The sequence below is a fragment of the Aeromonas sp. s6 genome, assembly GCF_040907815.1.
Classification (GTDB): Bacteria; Pseudomonadota; Gammaproteobacteria; order Enterobacterales; family Aeromonadaceae; genus Aeromonas; species Aeromonas caviae.
This window is the reverse complement of sequence record NZ_JBFOCN010000015.1, coordinates 42,316-62,547: the sequence shown is the minus strand read 5'-3', so window position 1 is coordinate 62,547 and position 20,232 is coordinate 42,316. Positions and strand designations below refer to the sequence as shown.

The window sequence follows — 20,232 nt, the reverse complement described above, 5'->3', positions numbered from 1 at the left end:
ATCTGCACACTCAGGGTGTTCGAGGCCGAATCCCCGTCGCTGTCCACCAGGCTCACCGCGAAGTCTTCGAACAGGCTGTTGTTGCCGTTCGCCGTCGGGTGCGCCTCGTTGTCGTTCAGGGTGTAGCTGTAGCTCACCAGCCCGGTCGCCGGGTTGTACCCGGTGATGGTCAGGGTGTTGCCCAGCGGCGTGGTCACCCCGCTCAGCGGGAAGCCCGCCACCACCCCGTTCACCACGATGTTGATGCCACCCACGCTCAGGGTCTTCACCCCGTCCGGCGCGCTGATGGTGAAGTCCCCCGTCACCGTGGTCGACTCCTTGCTGCTGTCCGACCCCGCCGACTCATTCGCGCCGCGGGTCGCCAGCAGGTCGTCCTCGTACACCTTCGCATCCCCGCCCTCGCCCTTGGGCGTCAGGTTGGTGATGGTCACCCCGTCATCGTCGTTCTTGATGGTCAGGGTCAGGGTCGCCGTGCTCACATCTCCGTCCGTATCCGTCAGGGTGTAGGTGAACACTTCGCTGCCCACCCCGCCCCCGGTCAGCGCCTTGAAGTCACCGTCGCTCGGGTTGAGGGTGTAGGTGTAGGTGCCGTTGGCATTGAGCACCAGGCTGCCGTAAGTCCCGCTCAGGGTGCCCGCGGTCACCGCCGCGCCATCCGCCCCCTGCACGTCGTTGGTGATGACGTTGCCATTGAGGACCAGGTTGTTCTCGCTCGCTACCGTCAGGTTGACGTCGCTCACCGCCGTCGGCACGTCATCCAGCACCACGACATCCAGCCCTGCACTGGTCGTGTCGCCATCGAGGTCCGTCAACACGACATTGAAGCTCTCCGTCAGAGCCCCATCATTTGCAGGTTTGTTATGTGTTTCGTTATCGTTCAGGGTGTAGCTGTAGGTCACGCTGCCAACCCCTGTCACCGGGTTGTAGCTGACGCCGGTCACCAGCAGTTGATTTCCCAAAGGACTGGGGATCCCCTGGGGGAAGGTGGTCAAGACCTGGCCATTGCTGATCAGCGTCACACCTCCCAGTGTCAGGCTTTGTACTCCATCTGCCGCATTGAATGTAAAGGTACTGCTCTTGGCCAAGGCGGCGCCATCGGGGGCTGAGCCATCCGGCAATGCGGCTTCTTCAAGGACAAGCTCACCACCCTCGACCTGCAATCCATTCAGCGAGACAGGCTCATCTACAGGGGTGATGGTGATGGTCAGAGTGGAGTCGTTGGTATCATCCCCATCCGTTACGGTGTAATTGACCGCAGGTACAGGGCCTGTGTAGTTCAGCGCAGGGGTAAAGGTATAGGAGCCGTCGGCATTGATGATCAGCGTACCAATCCCATCCAGCGTGCTCTCAACGCCGGCAGCAATTCCCTGATTGCTGCCCCAGCTATAGGAAATGACAGACGTATCAAGGGGACCATCCGGATTGTTGCTGTTGTCGAGCACATTGCCACTGATGGCCTGATCTTCCTGGGTAACAGCGGACTCATCCTGATCATCGAGCTGATTCTCGGGCAGAAGATCGTCTTCCTGCAGCACATTCTGATCGATCAACGTGTCATAGCCGGTATCGAATCCGGCCTCGGCTATGGTCGCATCTCCGATGCGATCTATGACAACAAAACCACCATTGCCACTGGCCCCAGCGACCCCGCCGATACCGCCACCACCACCGGCGGCAGGTGCCCCACCGGCAGCAGAGGCTTCGAAGTTCTTGGTCGGGTCAACCCCTTGCAGGATGGATTGTTGCAACGCCGCAATTTCTGGCGACACTTCAGGCGAGCCTTGCTGATGATTGGCAACCGATGAGGAAGATTGCCCCTCTGGAGGCATCTCTGTCCCTGCCGGGACACCATTGCCCTCTGCAGGTTTGTCATCGTAGGGCGCCAGCATCAATTTGGCATCATCAGCGATATTGAGTCTGGCGCCAGGCTGCAGTATCTCGCCAGGCTGGAGAGGGCGACTGCTGCCATCGGCAAGCAGGATCTGAACGTTGCCTTCTACGGAAGAGACGACCACGGTTTTGTCGATGATTTGGGTGCGCATATCCATTGCTCCAGGGTGACAGATCTTGATGCCTACACTCTAGATACGCCCCCGTCCTGCTTCCGTTGCAAAAATGTACAGGGTTGAGTCTCTTTGACTTCATCCGATGCAGCGAATCGAACGAATATTTTTTACATATAAAAATCAAATAGGTAACAGCGCGAGTTTTAGTGATATTACCTATATGTCGCGTAAAAATGATGTACATATTCTAAACAGATATAAAAAAGGGCCCTTAATGGGCCCCTTTCTATCGAGTTGTACCGCTTATGCCAGTGGAAATGCAGGGTGAACGAACCCCTGATAACCATCGATATGCAAACTGGACAACAATTCAACCTGCCGTTTATCTTCCACACGGGTGGCGATGGTCGTGACACCCGCGTTGTGGGCAGCCCGACAGACAGCCGCCAGGAAGGAGGTATCGGCGCCTGGTTCCATGACCTGGCTGGTATACCCGTGGTCCACCTTGACATAAGCGGGGGTCAGCTCTTCCAGATAGCCGAGGGACTGGAAGTGCCGGCCATAGTGATCGACCCCCCACAAGAAGCCGTGCTCTCGCAACAGCTCAACCAGATGAGTCACATACTCTTTGTGTTTCATGATGGCCGCTTCCGGGATCTCGAACAGCAGTCGCTCCTTCAGCTCCACGTTCAGCGACAGATAGCCTCTGAGCCATGTCAGGAACTCATCCGAACAGAGAGAACCCGCCGTGATATTGACTGCCAACACCAATTCCGGTTGCTGCTTGAACAAGGGGACGCAGGCTTCCAGCACCGCCTTGTCAAACTCGGCCCCCATCTTGAACTGCTCGATCGCAGGCAAGAACTGCCCTGCGAAGTAATCAGTTCCATCTCGCGAGATGGCCGCGAACAACTCGGCATGCAGGCGGGTACCATCATCGAAGCGGCATGCAGGCTGTGCCTTGAAGCGCCAGAGATGTCTGGCAATGGCATCCTGCACCAGGTCTCGCCAGGCAAGGCGTCCCATTAGTCCCTGCTCATTGCCGCCTTCCATCACGACGGCACCGCGCCGCTCATTGCGCGCTTTGCCAAGGGCGTTATCCGCCTTCGTCAGCAGGGCCGAGAGATCGTCATTGCCATCACGGCCAGCGATGCCGACGACGGACAGCGCACCGCTTTCTCCCATGGGATTGACAACCAGATCGGCGATACGGCTGTTGATGAGCTCCGCCAGCTCCTTGAGCTGAGAGAGATCATCGGTGGGGCAGAGCAAGGCATACTCCGTCGCCGAGATCCGGGCCAGCGCCGCGCCATCCCAGCCATCCAGCAGTTCCCTGAGCACCTGTGCAATGGACTTGACCATGTTGTCCCTTGCAGCAAAGCCCTCTTCCCGATAGAGATCGTCCAGCATGTCGACGGCCACCAGCATGACCCCGCCCTGCCCGGCCTCCGCAATCCAGGCATTGACCTGCCCGACGAAGTAAGAGCGGTTGCCAAGCCCGGAGACGGCATCCACATAGACGCGGGCTCGCAGATTCTCAGCCTCGTCGGCCTGCTCTTTGAATTGCACGGCAAGCTTGCTGGAAAGGGTATTGATGGCCTGTACCACTTGCCGCAGCTCGCGGGTCTTGGGCTCGGGAATGGCGTGGCCGAAATGGTGCAGCTCGATTTCAACCGCCTGATCGCAAATCAGCTTGAGCGGTTTGAGCAGATAATTGAGCGCCCGCATCAGCAAGAGAGTGGTGACGAGAAAGCCGACCAGGAACCAGGTGGCCAGTTCGCTCATTCCTTTCCAAAGCTCGTAGTAGGCTTGTCCAGGGTGGCCGACGACCTTCAGCTTGCCCAGTTGCAGCCAACCCGACGTCAAAATCGATTCATTGGCCACTTCAGGGAACAGACCCAGCCCAATGAACCACTGTGGGACCCCTTCGATATGGCTGCTGTTCTCCAGCTCGATGACATCCTTGGAGGCCAGCAGATCGAGACGGACCAGCTTGTAGTAACCCCCGTCGAACACCGCCTTGATCACGGATTCGGCACTGACCTTGTCGCCGTTCTCCAGATAGGGGGTCAGCGCCAGACCCAGTGCGGTGGACGTATTGATGACGGTGGTCTCCTGCTGCTGCGCCAGGTAGTTGCGGGTCGAATTGAATTGCACCCAATAGGTGGCGGCAAACAGCAATCCGAACAGCAGCAGCATGGTTGCCAATAGTTGTCTGTAGAGCGTCATAGGTTAATCATCCAAATTGACCGCAGGCCGAGCCAATCGCCCCGATGTCATGCGATTGCGTAAGTCTGTCCATAATCCCAAGCGGGATGATTGCCCGGCCAGTTCCCCTTGACCACGCGCCTTCATCAGCCACAAGTGACTACCGTTAAAACTGTAAATTGGCAACAAATCCGCCCGTTGGGTCGCCGGGCGAATTGATCCGACAAGATTGTCCAGAATCAGGGGTACTGCCGCAGGCGTCTCATAGTAAGCAACGACCATATGAAACTGGTTATAATCCAATGCCTTGACATATACCATTCGCATTTTTTCATCAGGGATGCCAAGTTCCAGCAAGGTAAAATACTTGGAAATGCTGAAGTCTTCACAATCTCCCCCCGCTGCGCCCAGAAATTCCAGCGGTGTCGCCCAATAATCCTTCTTGTGCCACAACTTGATGTCATCGATGAAACGCATCTGGTTGAAGAACTGGTTCACCTTCTCCAGCTTCTGCCGATCCGTCAGCCCCGCTGCCTTGTTCTGCATTGCCAAAGTGCGCCAGCTGGTGACCCGTTTTCCGGCCCTGGGGCCATAGGTCTCCTCCGCGCGCTTGACCAGTTTCATATCCTCCGGTGAGAGAGGCTGGCTGGCGCTGAGCAGCAGGGGGATCGCCAGCAGGGCCAGCCATAGCAGGCGAACCCGCCAGGGCGCACGTGCACCTGCGACAGCTCGATCCCCATCACGTCGGCTCCAGCCTGTCGATGCCACTTCTTTCTGTGTCATGACGCCGCCATCATCCCCTGACCGCCGGACGCATAAAAGAATGACTGCAGCACGCTGCAGCCATTCCCCTTGCCTGATATGACATCAGTGGCAGGGCCATCAGTTGTTGTTGGCCTGCCATTCAGCCGGTTGCTGCACATTCAGGGCATTGAGCAGACCACCGGTGGCATTGAGGATACGATAATCCGCCAACAGGGAGTCGTACTCGGCCGTGATGTAGCTGCGGCGAGCCTCGAACAGTTCGTTCTCCGTGTTCAGCACGTCCAGCAAGGTCCGTTGGCCCAGGCCGAATTGCTTCTTGTACGCCTGTACGGTGTCATAGCTGGCGTCCACGTGCTCTTTGAGGAAGACTTTTTGCTTGGCCAGCGACTCTTTGGCGTTCCAGGCGAGGCGGGTCCCCTCTTCCACCTGACGGAAGGCATTCATGTGAATGTCTTTGGCCTGGGAATAGAGCGCTGAGGTTGCCTTACTTTCTGCCAGATCGGACCCACCGCGGAACAGGTTGTAACGCATCCGGACCATGGCGGTGAGATCGTCGTTACGGCCTTTGACCGCATCGATGTCCTCGTTCCAGTTCTGATCCACTTCAAAGGCTACGTTCGGGTAGAACCCTGACTTGGAGCCTTCATGCTGGTACTTCGCCTCTTCGATGTCCTGCAGGGATGACAGCAGGGTCGGGTGAACCTCTGTTGCCGTCTTCAGCGCATCTTCCAGTGTTGCGGGCAGGAGCTGGGTGTTCGGTACTGGCTGAACGAGATCCTTGGGCACTTCATTGACGACACGGATAAACTCGCTCTCGGCATCCCGATAGTTGTTCTCCGCTGCCGCCTGATTGGAGTAAGCCCGAGCCACACGACCGTCGATCTGGGTCTGGTCAGCGGTCGACCCAAGACCGGAGTCGGTCCGTTTCTGGATGTCACTGCGGATCTGCTCGTGGGTTTCAAGGTTCTGCTTGGACAGCTCCAGGATCTCCTGCTGACGCAGCATGTTGAGATAGACCTCGGCCACGCGCAGGGCCGTGTTCTCCGCCTCGGAGATCATCGCCAGGCGCTGGGCCTGGGCGGCGGCATCGGTCCGTGCCACGTTGCTGCTGACATCAAAGCCGTCAAACAGCATCTGGCGAAGGCTGATCCCGGCCTCCTTGCGCGTCATGGAGTCATCGATCGTCTGTGAATTGGGACCTGCGGCACGGGTCGAGGGACTGTCAGTCTTCTCGTAACCGACGCCACCACGCAGATCAATGGTGGGGTAATAGCCGCCCTTGGCTCCATCATGCTGATACAGTCGTGCCTGATAGAGATCAAAAGCTTCCTTGATTTTCGGATGGGTAGCCAGTGACTGCGCCACTGACTGTTCCAGCGTCTGTGCCTGGCTCAGGCCCGGGAACAGTATGGTGCCACTAACCAGCATGGCAACAATCGTCTTCTTCATGGTATCTCCAGTCATGTTGTTTTTAGATTGTTGGCTTATCGTTCTCTCAGTGCCGACTGCTTAGCCCTCAAGATGGGTTTCAGCAAGTAGTCTAGGACACTTTTTTTACCAGTAATAATATCTGCACTGGCTAACATACCGGGGATGATGGGAAGTGCGTTAAGCTCATCGCCCAGATAACTCTTCTCGGTTCGTACTCGCACCAGATAGAAGGAATTACCCTCCTCATCCTGGATTGAGTCGGCACTTATCTGTTCAACCTTGCCATGTAAACCTCCATAAATAGTGAAATCATAGGCAGTTATCTTGACCACGGCCTCCAGTCCGGGTCTGAGGAACGCGATGTCCTTTGGCGACACCTTGGCTTCAACCAGCAGGGTGTCTTCCAGCGGCACTATCTCCATCAGGTCCATGCCCGGCTGAACGACCCCACCCAGCGTATTAATCTTCAGCTTTTTGATGGTCCCCTTGAGAGGCGCGATCACACTGGTACGATCGACTCTGTCCCTGAGGCCGACCTGACCCTCCGACAACTGGCTCAACTTGCCTTGACGTTCGTTTAGCTCGGTCTGGGAGTCCGCCCGGAATTTCAGGGCGATATCATTTCGCTTCGAGATGGTCTCCCGCAGTACCGAGTTGAGCTTGGGCACCAGCAGGCGGTTCGCCTCCAGCTCCCCTTGCATTTCGTTGACCTGCCGCTCCAGTTTAATTAGCTCCACTTGAGGAACTATACCCTCTTTTGCGAGAGGACGGCTGATGTTCAGCTCCTGACGAGCCAGATCAACGCTGCGGCCCACGGTCCGGATCTTGGCATTGAGCTCTATGGTCTCCTGCTCTTTCTGCTCGATCTGCTGTCCCAAGATGTAGAGCTGGTTCTTGAGGTTGTTTAACCGCGCCTCCTGCACCGATCTTTCACGGGCGGCATATTCGGCAAATACATTCTCGTACCCTTCGGGGAACTCGATGGCTTGTTTGTCGATGGCTACCTGTTCGCGCCAGCCCAGATTGGGCTCGTTCTTGACCACCACGCTGCGAATTTCGGCGCGCAGGCGGGCGATATCCCCCTTGAGGGTGACCAGCTCCTGCTCCCGTTCGCGAAAATCCGACTTGAAGCGGGTATCGTCGATGCGCAGCAGTGGCTGTCCCTTCTCGACGATGTCCCCCTCCTTGACGAAGATCTCCTTGACGATCCCCCCTTCCAGGTTCTGGATCACCTGCAATTGGCGCGACGGTATCACCTTGCCCTGGCCGACGGTCACTTCATCCAGCTCTGCCCAGGCTGCCCAGACGATGGCGCTGACAAAAAACAGGAAGCAGGCCCACAGCAGGACTCTGGCACGGGTGGGTGTCGTCAGCAGCACGGCGGCGGCGCCGTCATCCACGTACTCGAGATGCTCGGGTGCAGGCAAGACCGTATCTGAGGGCGTTTTCTTGAACCAGTGGTTAGCCATTCGCCGTCTCCTGCACCCGCACCTTGCCTTCCTTCAATTGCTGCAACACCACCTCTTTGGGACCGTCCGCCACTATCTTCCCCTGCTCCACGACGATGACCCGGGAAGCGACATCCAGCATGGAGGTCTTGTGAGTGATGAGGATAAGGGTGGTTTCGGGGCCGAGCCGTGCCAGCTCCTGCTTCACGTGCATCTCTGACTGGTTGTCCATGTTGGAGGTCGGCTCGTCCATCACCAGAATGGGGGGATCGTTGAGCAAGGCGCGAGCCAGCAGGATGGACTGACGCTGGCCACCGGAGAGCTGACGTCCCCCTTCACCTATCTGTCTGTCGAGACCGTTGGGATCCCGGTTGGTAAAGTTGGTGACCCCGGCCCGCTTGGCGGCGCGCAAGACACGGGCATCGTCCACCAGGGGATTACCCAGCATGATGTTGTCCCGCACGGAACCAAAGAAGAGGGTCACATCTTGCGGCACACAGCCGATGTTGCGGCGAATGATGGTCGGCGGCAGTTGGTCCAGCTCAAAGCCGTCCAGACGCACCAGGCCGTCAGTCGGGCGATAGAGGCCCATCAGCAATTTCTCCAGCGTGGTTTTACCCGCACCGATGCGTCCGATGATGGCCACCTTCTCACCCGGCTCGATGCGCAGGTTGATGTTGTGCAGGGTACTGCTCTCCATGCCCGGATACTTGAAGGAGACATTTTCAAACTCGATGCGCCCCTGGATGACCGGATGGTGGATGTACTGCCTGCCCTCCTCCTGCTCACCCGGCGTCATCATGATCTTCTCCAGGATCTCGAGCGCCGACTTGGCCTGGTTGTAGCGGGTGGAGAGTACCGAGAGCTGCACCATGGGGGCGATGGCCCGGCTCGACAGCATCACGGCCGCTATCATGCCCCCCATGGTCACCAACCCTTCCGAGATCTGGTAAACACCGACGATCACCAGTCCCACTGTCACCACCTGCTGGATGTAGCTCGCCAGAGAAGACATGGAGTTGGTGATGCGCCGGGTCTGCACGCCCCAGGTCGAGATATGGGACACCGCCTGCTCCCAGCGGTGCTGGAACATACTCTCGGCCCCGAAAATCTTCACGGTCTCAAGGCCCGAGATGCTTTCGATCAGATTGGCGTTCTTCTGGGAGGCGAGTCGGGAGCCCTCCTCGATGGATTGCTTCAGCGGTGCCTGAATGTAGAAGCTGTAGGCCACCAGGATCAGGATGGCGATGATGGGCACCACCACCATCACACCGGCGAAAATCCAGATGATGAAGAGGAAGAAGATGGCAAACGGCAGATCGATCAGGGTGGAGACGGTGGCCGACGTGAAAAACTCGCGCACCGATTCAAACTCCTGCAAGTGCTTGGCAAAGGCACCGGTCGACGCAGGCCTGGACTCCATCTTCATGCCCATCACCTTGGCAAAGATTTTGGCCGACAAGAGCACGTCGGATTTCTTGCCTGCAATATCGATGAAGTAGCTGCGCAGCTGGCGCATCACGAAGTCGAAGGTGAACACCACCATGGCTCCAACCGCCAGCACCCAGAGGGAGTCGAATGCCAGGTTGGGCACAATCTTGTCATAGACGTTCATGGTGAACAGGGGGCTGGCGATGGCAAACAGGTTGATAAGGATCGAGGCCACCAGCACATCCCGATAGATACCGCGGGACTCGAACAAGGTGCTCCAGAACCAGTGACCATCACGGGTCTCCAGCACTTTGGGCGAGCGCTCATCAAACTTGAACTGCCGCTTGACGTAGAACAGACGACCATTGTACTCGTCACCAAGCTGGGCAAGACTGACCCATTGGGCCGCGTCTCCGGCCTGGGGAAAGATGACCCTCGCCTGGGTCCGTTCTTCATTCCATTCAAGCAAGATGCAGGCGCCGCCATTGCGCGTCTGCAAGACGCAGGGCAGCAGCAGGGAGGAGATCTGTTCAAGGGGCTGGATCACTTCGCGGGCAGAGAGACCGCCCCGCTCGGCGGCACGACTGAAGAGCGCCGTGCTGAGACGCCCGGAGACCAGTGGCAAGCCGGTGGTGAGAGCATCCTGACTGTTGGGCACCCCGTAAAAGCGGGTCAAAAAGACCAGGCACTCCAACAGTTCATCTATATGGCTGGTTTCTGCTTGCATAGCATCCCATCAAACATGATTCAGAAGGTTGTCTCGGGGCCGAATATCCAAAGCCCGGCGGCGATCCGGAAAAACAGAACAGACCTCGCCACCCAGACCCACAACCCGATTAGCGCACAGAGCCGGGACACTGCATGTCTCGCCTCCCTCACAGATTTTCATGCCGGAAACGGAGGGGACATGCCGGGCACCTGATGTTGCCAAGAAATATGCCACCCGGTATGAAGAAAGCCCGCCCGGTATACAAACTGCAAAGAGTTATTGATAACTATATCTTTTTTCAAGCCGACCATCTTATCAAGGTGACTTGAACGAAACTATACTCCAAAGACTGAATTTCATCTAATAACCCACTGTTTTTTTTGACGAAATTAGAGTTGGCACTCGCCTGTGGAAGGGAGAGAAAAAGGGCGTCCCAGGCAGTGTCCCTGAGGGCCTGAGCGTGCCAGCGCCGCGGCAATGGCGGTCATGGCGCTCCAGCGATTCTCGCACCAGGCGGGGGCCAGCAGGGTCGGGCGGCGCGCCGACGCCGAGACCCTGTGATAGACCACCTCGGGAGGCGTGTACTGGATCATGGCGACCGCCGCCGCCACATACTGCTCCATCGTCAACACATCCAGCCGTCCCGCCTGCCACGCCTTGCCAAGAGTGCTCCCCTCCACCACATGCAGTGGGTGAAGCTTGATCCCCTCGACGCCGGTCTCCACGATACGGTGCAGGGTTTCCAGGCTGTTCATCGGCGCCTCGCCGGGCAGGCCGACGATGAGGTGGGCACACACCTTGATGCCCCGCAGATGGGCTCGGGCAACGGCATCGGCATAAGCGGCATAGCCGTGGCCCCGATTGATGCGTTGCAACGTCTTGTCGTTGGCGCTCTGCAGCCCGAGCTCCAGCCACACCTCATAACCTCTGGCCTGATAACCTGCCAGCAGATCCAGCACCGCATCGGGTACACAATCAGGGCGAGTTCCGACGCAGAGCCCCACCATGTCGCTCACCGACAAGGCTTCTTCATACATGCGCTGAAGGTACTCCACTTCGGCATAGGTGCTGGTATAGGCCTGAAAGTAGGCCAGATAGCGCCTGGCCCGGGTCACCTCGTCCCGGCGTGCCAGCAGTTGCTGCACCACGGAGAGTTGCTGGGCCGACTCGTCGGCAAAGGAGGAGACATTGCAGAAAGTGCAGCCACCCCGGCCCAGGGTGCCGTCCCGGTTGGGGCAGGTAAAGGCCCCGTGGATGGAGAGCTTGTGGATCTTCTGGCCGTGGCGCTGCTTGAGATCCTGGCCAAATGTATTGATGAGTTCGTGTAACTGCATGACACCTCCGAAATGAGGTGTCATTCTAGCGACGCAGCCCGGCGGGCAGGCTGCGCTGGATCAATCCCGCTCTCTACCCAAAAATCATATAAATATTCACGTTAGATGCGATAAATACCCAACAGTCAGCATTCACGGTCACTTTTGACAACCTGTCACTCCTGCCACCTGGAGAAAAGTGTCATAACCTCTCGCCCATAACCGGCTGTAACTACTGAAAAAATCCTGTTTAGTCTGCTTATGGACAAATGCAAGACGCAGGATCCTGAAATGTGATCCCCGCCAAGCACACCAGAGATGACTTTGTAAAATTACTACAGTTTCCCGCCACCATGCAGTCAACCACTAAACCGTCCATAACCAGAATATAAATCCAACAAATAAATAAAAAGCAGTTATAAATACACAAAAATGCTGATTGAGTCTCAAAAACCCACATTTTGTTATGGCGATGTAACATTGCAAACAAGCGGGATGTCCAATTGACCTTGCCCGAAAATCCCATTAGTTTGGAGATTCGCCACCTCAGGCGGACGGAACCACAAGAGCCAATCGCAATTTATGCAGTCTGTTGATGACAGTGCGATGGAAGGCCGAGCAAGGGAGAAATGCAATGTCACTATATGATCCAAAGCTGGAGAGGGATAACTGTGGCTTCGGCCTGTTGGCCCACATGGAAGGGGAAGCCAGCCACAAGCTTGTCCGTCTCGCGATGTCAGCCTTGGCTCGCATGCAGCACCGCGGCGGTATCTCCGCCGATGGCAAGACCGGCGACGGCTGCGGCCTGTTGCTGCAAAAACCCGACAGCTTCTTCAGAGCTGTCGCCGAAGAGAAGGGATGGCACCTGGGCCGCAACTACGCGGTCGGCATGCTGTTCCTCAACCCGGACCCCATCCTGGCCCAGGCCACGCGCGACATCATCGACGAGGAGCTGGAAAGAGAGACCCTGAGTCTGGTCGGCTGGCGCAAGGTGCCCATCGATACCAACGTACTCGGTTCCATCGCCAAGGCGTCCCTGCCCAGTATTGAACAGGTCTTTGTCAACGCGCCTCCGGGCTGGGTCGACAAGGATCTCGAGCGCCGCCTCTATATCGTGCGCCGCCGCATCGAGAAGCGCATCAGCGACGACTACTTCTATGTGGTCAGCCTTTCCAACCTGGTCACCGTCTACAAGGGACTGTGCATGCCGGTGGATTTGCCGCGCTTCTATCTGGATCTGGCCGACATCCGCATGCAGGCCGCCATCTGCGTGTTCCACCAGCGTTTCTCCACCAACACCAGCCCACGCTGGCCGCTGGCACAGCCGTTCCGCTACCTCGCCCACAACGGCGAGATCAACACCATTGCCGGCAACCGCCAGTGGGCCAAGGCGCGCAGCTACAAGTTCGCCACCCCGCTGATCCCGGATCTGCAAGAGGCCGCCCCCTTCGTCAACACCACGGGGTCGGATTCCTCCAGCCTCGACAACATGCTGGATCTCTTCCTGGCCGGCGGCATGGACCTGTTCCGTGCCATGCGCCTGCTGATCCCGCCTGCGTGGCAGAAGCACCCGAACATGGATGACGACCTGCGCGCCTTCTACGACTTCAACTCCATGCACATGGAGCCCTGGGACGGCCCGGCCGGCATCGTCATGACCGACGGTCGCTACGCCACCTGCGCACTCGACAGAAACGGTCTGCGTCCGGCACGTTACGTCATCACCAAGGACAAGTTCATCACGCTGGCCTCCGAAGTGGGCACCTGGGACTACACCCCGGACGAAGTGCTGGAGAAGGGCCGTGTCGGCCCGGGGGAGCTGTTCGTGGTCGATACCAGCAACGGCAAGATCTGGACCAGCTTCGAAATTGATGACGATCTCAAGAGCCGTCACACCTACAAGCAGTGGATGGACAAGCACTGCAAGCGCTTGGTGCCCTTCGAGCAGATGGACGATGCCAGCACGGGGTCGCGGGAATTCCCGGATGACCGGCTCAAGACTTACCAGAAGCTGTTCGGCTACTCCTTTGAAGAGCTGGATCAGGTGATCCGCGTGCTCGGCGAGAATGGCCAGGAGGCAGTGGGCTCCATGGGGGATGACACCCCGATGGCGGTGCTCTCCTCCAGCCAGCGTACCCTGTACGACTACTTCCGCCAGATGTTCGCCCAGGTGACCAACCCGCCCATCGATCCCCTGCGGGAAAATCACGTCATGTCCCTGGCCACCTGTATCGGCCGCGAGCAAAACGTGTTCAACGAGACCTTCGGTCACGCCCACCGGGTGCTGTTCCAGTCGCCGATCCTGCTCTACTCCGACTTCCATCAGTTGCTGGCCCTGGAAGGTGAGCACTACCGCCATGCGGTGCTGAGCCTCAACTACCAGCCCGAAGAGGGGCTGCAGGCTGCCCTCGAGCGCCTCTGCCACGAGGCAGCTGAAGCGGCCCGCAGCGGCGCGGTGCTGCTGGTCCTGTCAGACCGGGACATCAGCCCGGATACCCTGCCCATCCCGGCCGCCATGGCGGTGGGTGCGGTGCAGCGTACCCTGGTGGACAACAACCTGCGCTGCGACGCCAATATCCTGGTGGAGACCGCGAGCGTGCGCGACCCGCACCACTTCGCCGTGCTGCTGGGCTTTGGCGCCACCGCCATCTACCCCTACCTCGCCTACGAGACCCTCGCCAAGCAGGTAGAGGAAGGCGTGCTCAAGATGAGCCTGCGCCAGGCCATGCTCAACTACCGCAACGGCATCAACAAGGGCCTCTACAAGGTGATGTCCAAGATGGGCATCAGCACGGTGGCAAGCTACCGCTGCTCCCAGCTGTTTGAGGCGGTGGGCCTCTCCAAGGCTGTTGTCGAGCTCTGCTTCCGCGGCGTATCGAGCCGCATCCAGGGTGCCGACTTTGCCGACATCCAGCAGGATCAGATCAATCTGTCCCGTCTGGCCTGGCTCGGCCGCAAGCCGCTGACCCAGGGCGGCCTCTTGAAATTCGTCCACGGTGGCGAGTACCACACCTACAACCCGGACGTGGTGCAGACCCTGCAAGTGGCGGTGCGCTCCGGCAACTACGCCGATTACAAGGAGTATGCCCGTCTGGTGAACGAGCGGCCGGTCGCCACCCTGCGGGATCTGCTGTCGCTCAAACAGGGCACCACCCCGGTGGCGCTGGATCAGGTGGAGCCAGCCGCCAGGCTGTTCCCCCGCTTCGACTCCGCGGCCATGTCCATCGGCGCCCTCGGCCCTGAAGCCCACGAGGCCCTGGCCATCGCCATGAACCGCCTCGGCGGTCAGAGCAACTCCGGTGAAGGTGGCGAGGATCCCAAACGCTTCGGTACCGAGAAGAACTCTCGCATCAAACAGGTGGCTTCCGGTCGCTTTGGCGTCACCCCGCACTACCTGATGAACGCGGACGTGGTGCAGATAAAAGTCGCCCAGGGCGCCAAGCCCGGCGAAGGGGGCCAGCTGCCCGGTGACAAGGTCACCGCGCAAATCGCCCAACTGCGCTACTCGGTGCCCGGCGTGACCCTGATCTCCCCGCCGCCGCACCACGACATCTACTCCATCGAGGATCTGGCCCAGCTCATCTTCGACATCAAGCAGATCAACCCGAACTGCCTGGTGTCGGTGAAACTGGTGTCCGAACCTGGCGTCGGTACCATCGCCTGCGGCGTGGCCAAGGCCTATGCGGACTTCATCACCGTCTCCGGCTACGACGGCGGCACTGGCGCCAGCCCGCTCACCTCGGTCAAATACGCTGGCTCCCCCTGGGAGCTGGGCCTGGCCGAAACCCAGCAGGCGCTGGTGGCCAACGGCCTGCGCCACAAGGTGCGCCTGCAGGTGGATGGCGGTCTCAAGACCGGTCTCGACATCATCAAGGCGGCCATCCTCGGCGCCGAGAGCTTCGGCTTCGGTACCGGCCCCATGGTGGCGCTCGGTTGCAAATACCTGCGTATCTGCCACCTGAACAACTGCGCCACCGGCGTCGCCACCCAGGATGAGAAGCTGCGCCGCGAACACTTCACCGGCCTGCCGGAGATGGTGATGAACTACTTCAAGTTCATCGCCGAGGAGACCCGCGAGCTGATGGCTGAGCTTGGCGTCACCCAGCTCACCGACCTCATCGGTCGTACCGACCTGCTGGAAGCCCTGCCCGGCCTCACCGCCCGTCAGGCCAAGCTGGACTTGTCCGGCATCCTGGCGGCCCCGGTTGCACCGGCAGGCTCCAGTCTGTTCAGCCAGCAGCACAACCCCACCTTCGACAAGGGGCCCTTGAACCTCAAGATGGTGGAAGACCTGCTGGACGCGGTGGAAAACATGAGTGGCGGCGAGTTCCGCTACGACATCCGCAACACCGACCGCTCCGTGGGTGCACGTCTGTCCGGCGAAATCGTCAAGCGCCACGGCAACCAGGGTATGGCGGCCGATCCGGTCAAGGTGCACTTCAACGGCACCGCCGGCCAGAGCTTCGGCGTCTGGAACGCCGGTGGCCTTGAGATGATCCTCACCGGGGATGCCAACGACTACGTGGGCAAGGGGATGACCGGCGGCAAGCTGGTGATCAAACCCCACGTCGGCGTGGCGTTCAAATCCCACGAGGCGGCCATCATCGGCAACACCTGCCTCTATGGCGCCACCGGCGGCAAGCTCTATGCCGCAGGGACCGCAGGCGAGCGGTTCGCGGTGCGCAACTCAGGGGCCTTGGCGGTGGTCGAGGGGATTGGCGACAACGGCTGTGAATACATGACAGGCGGCATCGTCACCGTGCTCGGCAAGACCGGTGTCAACTTCGCGGCGGGCATGACAGGCGGTTTCGCCTACGTGCTCGACGAGTGCGGCAACTTTGCCAAGCGCACCAACCCCGAGCTGGTCGAACTGCTGGAGGTGGCGGATCTGGCCATCCACCAGGAGCACCTGCGCGGTATCATCACGGCGCACCTCAACGAGACAGGCAGCTCGCGTGCCGAGGAGATCCTGGCCAACTTCGACTCCTATGTGCCCAAGTTCAGGCTGATCAAACCCAAGTCCAGCGACGTCAAATCGCTGCTTGGCCACACCAGCCGTTCCAGTGCAGAACTCAGAATCCAGGCGCAATAAGGAGGGAACCCTATGAGCCAGAACGTATTCCAGTTTATCGATGTCCAGCGGGTCGACCCGCCCAAGAAGCCGCTCAAGATCCGCAAGATCCAGTTCGTGGAGATCTACGAGCCCTTCAACCAGGCCCAGGTCGGCATGCAGGCGGATCGCTGCCTCGACTGCGGCAACCCCTATTGCGAGTGGAAGTGCCCGGTACACAACTACATCCCCAACTGGCTGAAGCTGGCCAACGAGGGACGCATTCTGGAGGCGGTGGAGCTCTCCCACCAGACCAACAGCCTGCCGGAGGTATGTGGCCGCGTCTGCCCGCAAGACAGACTGTGTGAGGGTGCTTGCACCCTCAACGACAGATTCGGCGCCGTGACCATCGGCAACATCGAAAAATACATCACCGACAAGGCGTTCGAGATGGGCTGGCGCCCGGATCTCTCCAAGGTGGTCAAGACCGGCAAGCGGGTCGCCGTCATTGGCGCGGGCCCCGCGGGCCTTGCCTGTGCCGACGTGCTGGCACGCAATGGCGTCACCCCTGTGGTGTTCGACAAGTACCCGGAGATCGGCGGCCTGCTCACCTTCGGTATCCCCTCCTTCAAGCTGGAGAAAGAGGTGATGCAACGCCGCCGCGAGATCTTCGAGGGGATGGGGGTGGAGTTTCGCCTCGAGACCGAAGTGGGCCGTGACGTCACCTTCGCCGACCTGCTCGGCGAGTTCGATGCGGTCTTCCTCGGGGTCGGCACCTACAAGTACATGAAGGGCGGCTTTGCCAACGAAGAGGCGCCGGGGGTCTACGACGCCCTGCCCTACCTCATCTCCAACGCCAATCGCTTGCTGGGCTTTGAGAAGGCGCAAGCCGATTACATCGACTTCGCCGGCAAGCAGGTAGTGGTGCTGGGGGGCGGCGACACCGCCATGGACTGCGTGCGCACCGCCATCCGCCAGGGGGCCGATCGGGTGATCTGCGCCTACCGCCGGGATGCCGAGAACATGCCGGGCTCCAAGCGGGAGGTGAAAAACGCCCAGGAGGAAGGGGTGGAATTCATGTTCAACCTGCAACCTGTCGGGGTCGAACTGGACGCCCACGGCCGCACCTGCGGCATCAAGGTGGTGAGCACCGAGCTCGGCGCCCCCGATGCCAATGGCCGCCGCAATCCTGTGGTCATTGAAGGCTCCGAGCAGGTGCTGCCCGCCGATGCGGTGGTGATGGCGTTCGGCTTCCAGCCCAACCCCCAGCCCTGGATGGCAGAGCACGGCGTCGAGCTCGACGGCCGGGATCGCATCAAGGCGCCCGAGAAGGCCGAGTACGCCTTCCAGACCAGCAACCCCAAGGTGTTCGCCGGTGGTGACGCGGTGCGCGGCTCGGATCTGGTGGTGACCGCCATCTATGAGGGTCGCAAGGCGGCCGAAGGGATCATGGACTACCTGGCCGTGTGATCTGCCGCCATAACCAAGCAGCCATGCAAACAGCCCCGCTCGTGTGGGGCTGTTTCTTTATCTCGCCTTCGTGGGCAGTCGCGGCTAGATGCTCCAGTTCTCCGGCTGCCGTTCGGTCAGGGTGGAGATGTACTCGAAGGTACGGGCCCGCCTGGGGGTCGTGAACATCTGGCGCGCGCTGCCCGCCTCCACCACCTCCCCCCCTTCCAGAAAGATCACCTGCTGGGCTATCTGGGCCGCGAGGCGCAGGTCGTGGGTGGCGATCAGCATGGTGGTACCTTCGCGCGCCAGCTGGCGCAGCACGGCCAGCACCTCCAGCGCCAGCTCGGGATCCAGCGCCGAGGTGGGCTCGTCGCAGAGCAGCACCTTGGGGGATGGCGCCAGCGCCCGGGCAATGGCGACCCGCTGCTGCTGGCCGCCGGAGAGGGTGGCGGGCAACACGCCGGCCTTGTGGCCGAGCCCCACCTTGTCCAGCAGCGCCAGGCCCCTCGCCCTCGCCTTCTCCCTGGGCCACTTCAAGACGGTCACCAGCCCCTCCATCACGTTCTCCAGCACCGTCATGTGCGGGAACAGCTGAAAGTTCTGGAACACCATGCCGGTCTGCTGGCGCAGGGTCAGCACCTGCTGCCGTGACAGGTGATGGGAGAAGTCGAGCTCGCTTCCCCCCAGCACCAGCTGTCCCGCATCGGGTCGCTCCAGCAGGTTCACGCAGCGCAGCAAGGTACTCTTGCCGCTGCCGGAGGGACCGATCAGGGCGGTGACGCTGCCCGCGGCCATCGCCAGCCCCACCCCCTTGAGCACGGGCCTGCCACCAAACTGCTTCTCGATACCGCTCAACCGGATCATAGGGCGACCTCCCGGGTCTCTTTGTGGGTCAATCTGCGCTCCAGCCGATCTTGCAACAGGCTGAGCACAGAGCTGAACATCAGGTAGATGAGGGCCGTCTCGATATAGAGGATGAGCGGCTCATAGGTGACGGAGGCGAGGCGCTGGGCCGCCTGGAACAGCTCGGGCACGGTCACCGCCGCCGCCAGCGAGGTGTCTTTGACCAGGGAGATGAAGGTGTTGGAGAGGGGCGGTACAGCGATGCGCGCCGCCTGGGGCAGGATCACCCGTCCCATGGCCTGGGGCCAGTTCATGCCGATGGCGTGGGCCGCCTCCCACTGCCCTCTGGGGATCGCCGCCAGGGTGGCGCGGATGGTCTCCGAGCTGTAGGCGCCGATGTTGAGGGTGAAGCCGATGACGGCGGCGGTGAAGGCATCCAGCACTATGCCGGCGCTCGGCAAGCCGTAGAAGATGAGAAAGAGCTGCACCAGCAGCGGCGTGCCCCGAACAAGCCACACATAGAAGCGAGCCAGGGCCACCAGGGGAGACGGGCCATAGAGCCTGGCCAGGGCCACCAGCAAGCCGAGCAATATTCCCAGCACGAAGGTGATAAGGGTGAGTGGCACGGTAAAAATAAGCCCCGCACTGAGCAGGGGCCAAAAAGAGTCGATCATTAACTGCAACCAGGCCGGCACGTTAATATCCTCAGTTGTTATTATATTGTCGCGATATTATTGCGAGACGTCGGTACCGAAATATTTCTGCGATATTTTCTGATATTCGCCATCCTGCTTGGCATTGCGCAGCGCCTGATTGATGGCAGCCAGCAACTCGGGTTGCCCCTTGGCGAGCAGGGCGGCAGATTGATCCCCCTTGGCCTCGCTGGCCGCCACCTTCAATTTGGCGTCCGGCTTCTGTTTCTTGAAGTCGAGGAACGAGAGGCTGTCGTTGATGGTGGCATCCACCCGCCCGGTCAGCACCAGTTCGAGTGACTGGTTGAATCCCTCGGTGGCCACCACCTCGGCGCCCGATGATTTCGCCAGCTGGGCGAAGTTGCTGGTCAGGGACTGGGAGGATTTCTTGCCCTTCAGATCGGCAAAACTCTTGATGCTTTGGTTGTCGCTGTGCACCACGATCACCGCCTTGGAGGTGATGTAGGGATCTGAAAAATCATATTTTTTCAGCCGTTCAGGGGTGATGGCCACTTCGTTGAGCACCAGGTCGTAGCGCTTGGCGTCCACCCCGGCGATGAGCCCGTCCCACTTGCCCTCGACGAACTGCGGCTTCACGCCCAGACCGCTTGCAATCAGCTCGCCTATCTCCACGTCAAAGCCCACCAGCTTACCGCTCTTGTCGTGGTAGGTGAAAGGAGGATAGGTCCCTTCGGTGCCGATCTTGATCACTCCGGCCCGCTGGATCTCGGCCAGGCTTGACTGTGCCTGTACCGATGTCATCAGTACCAGCGGAAGTGCCGCCATTAAAAACAGGGAGTGCCGTTTTTTCATTATTCACCTCGTTATATTTATGAACATCCAGAGCGCTTGCCAACCACCACAAAATAAAACCAGCCGGTTAT

12 protein-coding genes are annotated in these 20,232 nt (G+C 59.7%); 2 read left to right on the top strand and 10 right to left on the bottom strand.

Features of this window, described 5'->3' with window-relative positions; genetic code table 11:
• The 7 genes from AB5Y50_RS01155 to AB5Y50_RS01125 all read right to left on the bottom strand — a co-directional run.
• The coding region (locus AB5Y50_RS01155) for a retention module-containing protein (RefSeq protein WP_368162388.1) at window positions 1–2,042 on the bottom strand (2,042 nt) is incomplete at its 3' end.
• 267 nt (window positions 2,043–2,309) lie between these two features.
• Window positions 2,310–4,235: an EAL domain-containing protein gene (locus AB5Y50_RS01150; protein ID WP_257709943.1), complete on the bottom strand. Its 1,926-nt coding sequence runs from the start codon at window positions 4,233–4,235 to the stop codon at window positions 2,310–2,312.
• Between the two features lie 3 nt (window positions 4,236–4,238).
• A complete protein-coding gene (locus AB5Y50_RS01145; RefSeq protein ID WP_368162387.1) occupies window positions 4,239–4,997 on the bottom strand; it encodes a transglutaminase-like cysteine peptidase in 759 nt (252 codons plus the stop codon).
• A 99-nt stretch (window positions 4,998–5,096) separates the two neighbouring features.
• Window positions 5,097–6,428, bottom strand: a complete 1,332-nt coding sequence (locus AB5Y50_RS01140) for a TolC family outer membrane protein (protein ID WP_010675164.1) — start codon at window positions 6,426–6,428, stop codon at window positions 5,097–5,099.
• A 35-nt stretch (window positions 6,429–6,463) separates the two neighbouring features.
• A complete protein-coding gene (locus tag AB5Y50_RS01135) occupies window positions 6,464–7,879 on the bottom strand; it encodes an HlyD family type I secretion periplasmic adaptor subunit (RefSeq protein WP_010675165.1) in 1,416 nt (471 codons plus the stop codon).
• Window positions 7,872–10,016 carry a type I secretion system permease/ATPase gene (locus tag AB5Y50_RS01130; RefSeq protein WP_039040368.1) on the bottom strand — a complete coding sequence of 715 codons (2,145 nt, stop codon included), beginning with the start codon at window positions 10,014–10,016 and terminating at the stop codon, window positions 7,872–7,874. The genes AB5Y50_RS01135 and AB5Y50_RS01130 overlap by 8 nt, the downstream gene beginning before the upstream one ends.
• A 371-nt stretch (window positions 10,017–10,387) precedes the next feature.
• Window positions 10,388–11,332 carry a TIGR01212 family radical SAM protein gene (locus AB5Y50_RS01125; protein WP_368162386.1) on the bottom strand — a complete coding sequence of 315 codons (945 nt, stop codon included), beginning with the start codon at window positions 11,330–11,332 and terminating at the stop codon, window positions 10,388–10,390.
• Between the two features lie 613 nt (window positions 11,333–11,945).
• Here AB5Y50_RS01125 and gltB point away from each other — a divergent pair.
• The gene (gene gltB, locus AB5Y50_RS01120; protein ID WP_171865009.1) at window positions 11,946–16,403 is read left to right on the top strand and encodes a glutamate synthase large subunit; all 4,458 of its coding nucleotides are present in this window, start codon (window positions 11,946–11,948) and stop codon (window positions 16,401–16,403) included.
• A 12-nt stretch (window positions 16,404–16,415) separates the two neighbouring features.
• A complete protein-coding gene (locus tag AB5Y50_RS01115) occupies window positions 16,416–17,831 on the top strand; it encodes an FAD-dependent oxidoreductase (protein WP_039040371.1) in 1,416 nt (471 codons plus the stop codon).
• A gap of 84 nt (window positions 17,832–17,915) precedes the next feature.
• On the opposite strand, the gene AB5Y50_RS01110 is transcribed toward AB5Y50_RS01115, so the two are convergent.
• From AB5Y50_RS01110 to AB5Y50_RS01100, 3 genes are read right to left on the bottom strand one after another with little or no spacing between them, the layout of a single operon-like run.
• Window positions 17,916–18,677 carry an amino acid ABC transporter ATP-binding protein gene (locus tag AB5Y50_RS01110; RefSeq protein WP_368162385.1) on the bottom strand — a complete coding sequence of 254 codons (762 nt, stop codon included), beginning with the start codon at window positions 18,675–18,677 and terminating at the stop codon, window positions 17,916–17,918.
• Window positions 18,674–19,330, bottom strand: coding sequence for an amino acid ABC transporter permease (locus AB5Y50_RS01105; RefSeq protein ID WP_368162384.1), 657 nt, complete (start codon window positions 19,328–19,330; stop codon window positions 18,674–18,676). Before AB5Y50_RS01105 ends, AB5Y50_RS01110 begins: the two co-directional genes overlap by 4 nt.
• 57 nt (window positions 19,331–19,387) lie before the next feature.
• Window positions 19,388–20,161, bottom strand: a complete 774-nt coding sequence (locus AB5Y50_RS01100; RefSeq protein WP_368162383.1) for an amino acid ABC transporter substrate-binding protein — start codon at window positions 20,159–20,161, stop codon at window positions 19,388–19,390.
• Window positions 20,162–20,232: the final 71 nt, after the last annotated feature.

What these genes read in the sequence shown, in the direction of transcription:
- AB5Y50_RS01150 (WP_257709943.1), bottom strand. Translation starts at nt 4,235, where the DNA reads ATGACGCTCTACAGACAACTATTGGCAACCATGCTGCTGCTGTTCGGA.
- AB5Y50_RS01145 (WP_368162387.1), bottom strand. Translation starts at nt 4,997, where the DNA reads ATGACACAGAAAGAAGTGGCATCGACAGGCTGGAGCCGACGTGATGGG.
- AB5Y50_RS01140 (WP_010675164.1), bottom strand. Translation starts at nt 6,428, where the DNA reads ATGAAGAAGACGATTGTTGCCATGCTGGTTAGTGGCACCATACTGTTC.
- AB5Y50_RS01135 (WP_010675165.1), bottom strand. Translation starts at nt 7,879, where the DNA reads ATGGCTAACCACTGGTTCAAGAAAACGCCCTCAGATACGGTCTTGCCT.
- AB5Y50_RS01130 (WP_039040368.1), bottom strand. Translation starts at nt 10,016, where the DNA reads ATGCAAGCAGAAACCAGCCATATAGATGAACTGTTGGAGTGCCTGGTC.
- AB5Y50_RS01125 (WP_368162386.1), bottom strand. Translation starts at nt 11,332, where the DNA reads ATGCAGTTACACGAACTCATCAATACATTTGGCCAGGATCTCAAGCAG.
- gltB (WP_171865009.1), top strand. Translation starts at nt 11,946, where the DNA reads ATGTCACTATATGATCCAAAGCTGGAGAGGGATAACTGTGGCTTCGGC.
- AB5Y50_RS01115 (WP_039040371.1), top strand. Translation starts at nt 16,416, where the DNA reads ATGAGCCAGAACGTATTCCAGTTTATCGATGTCCAGCGGGTCGACCCG.
- AB5Y50_RS01110 (WP_368162385.1), bottom strand. Translation starts at nt 18,677, where the DNA reads ATGATCCGGTTGAGCGGTATCGAGAAGCAGTTTGGTGGCAGGCCCGTG.
- AB5Y50_RS01105 (WP_368162384.1), bottom strand. Translation starts at nt 19,330, where the DNA reads ATGATCGACTCTTTTTGGCCCCTGCTCAGTGCGGGGCTTATTTTTACC.
- AB5Y50_RS01100 (WP_368162383.1), bottom strand. Translation starts at nt 20,161, where the DNA reads ATGAAAAAACGGCACTCCCTGTTTTTAATGGCGGCACTTCCGCTGGTA.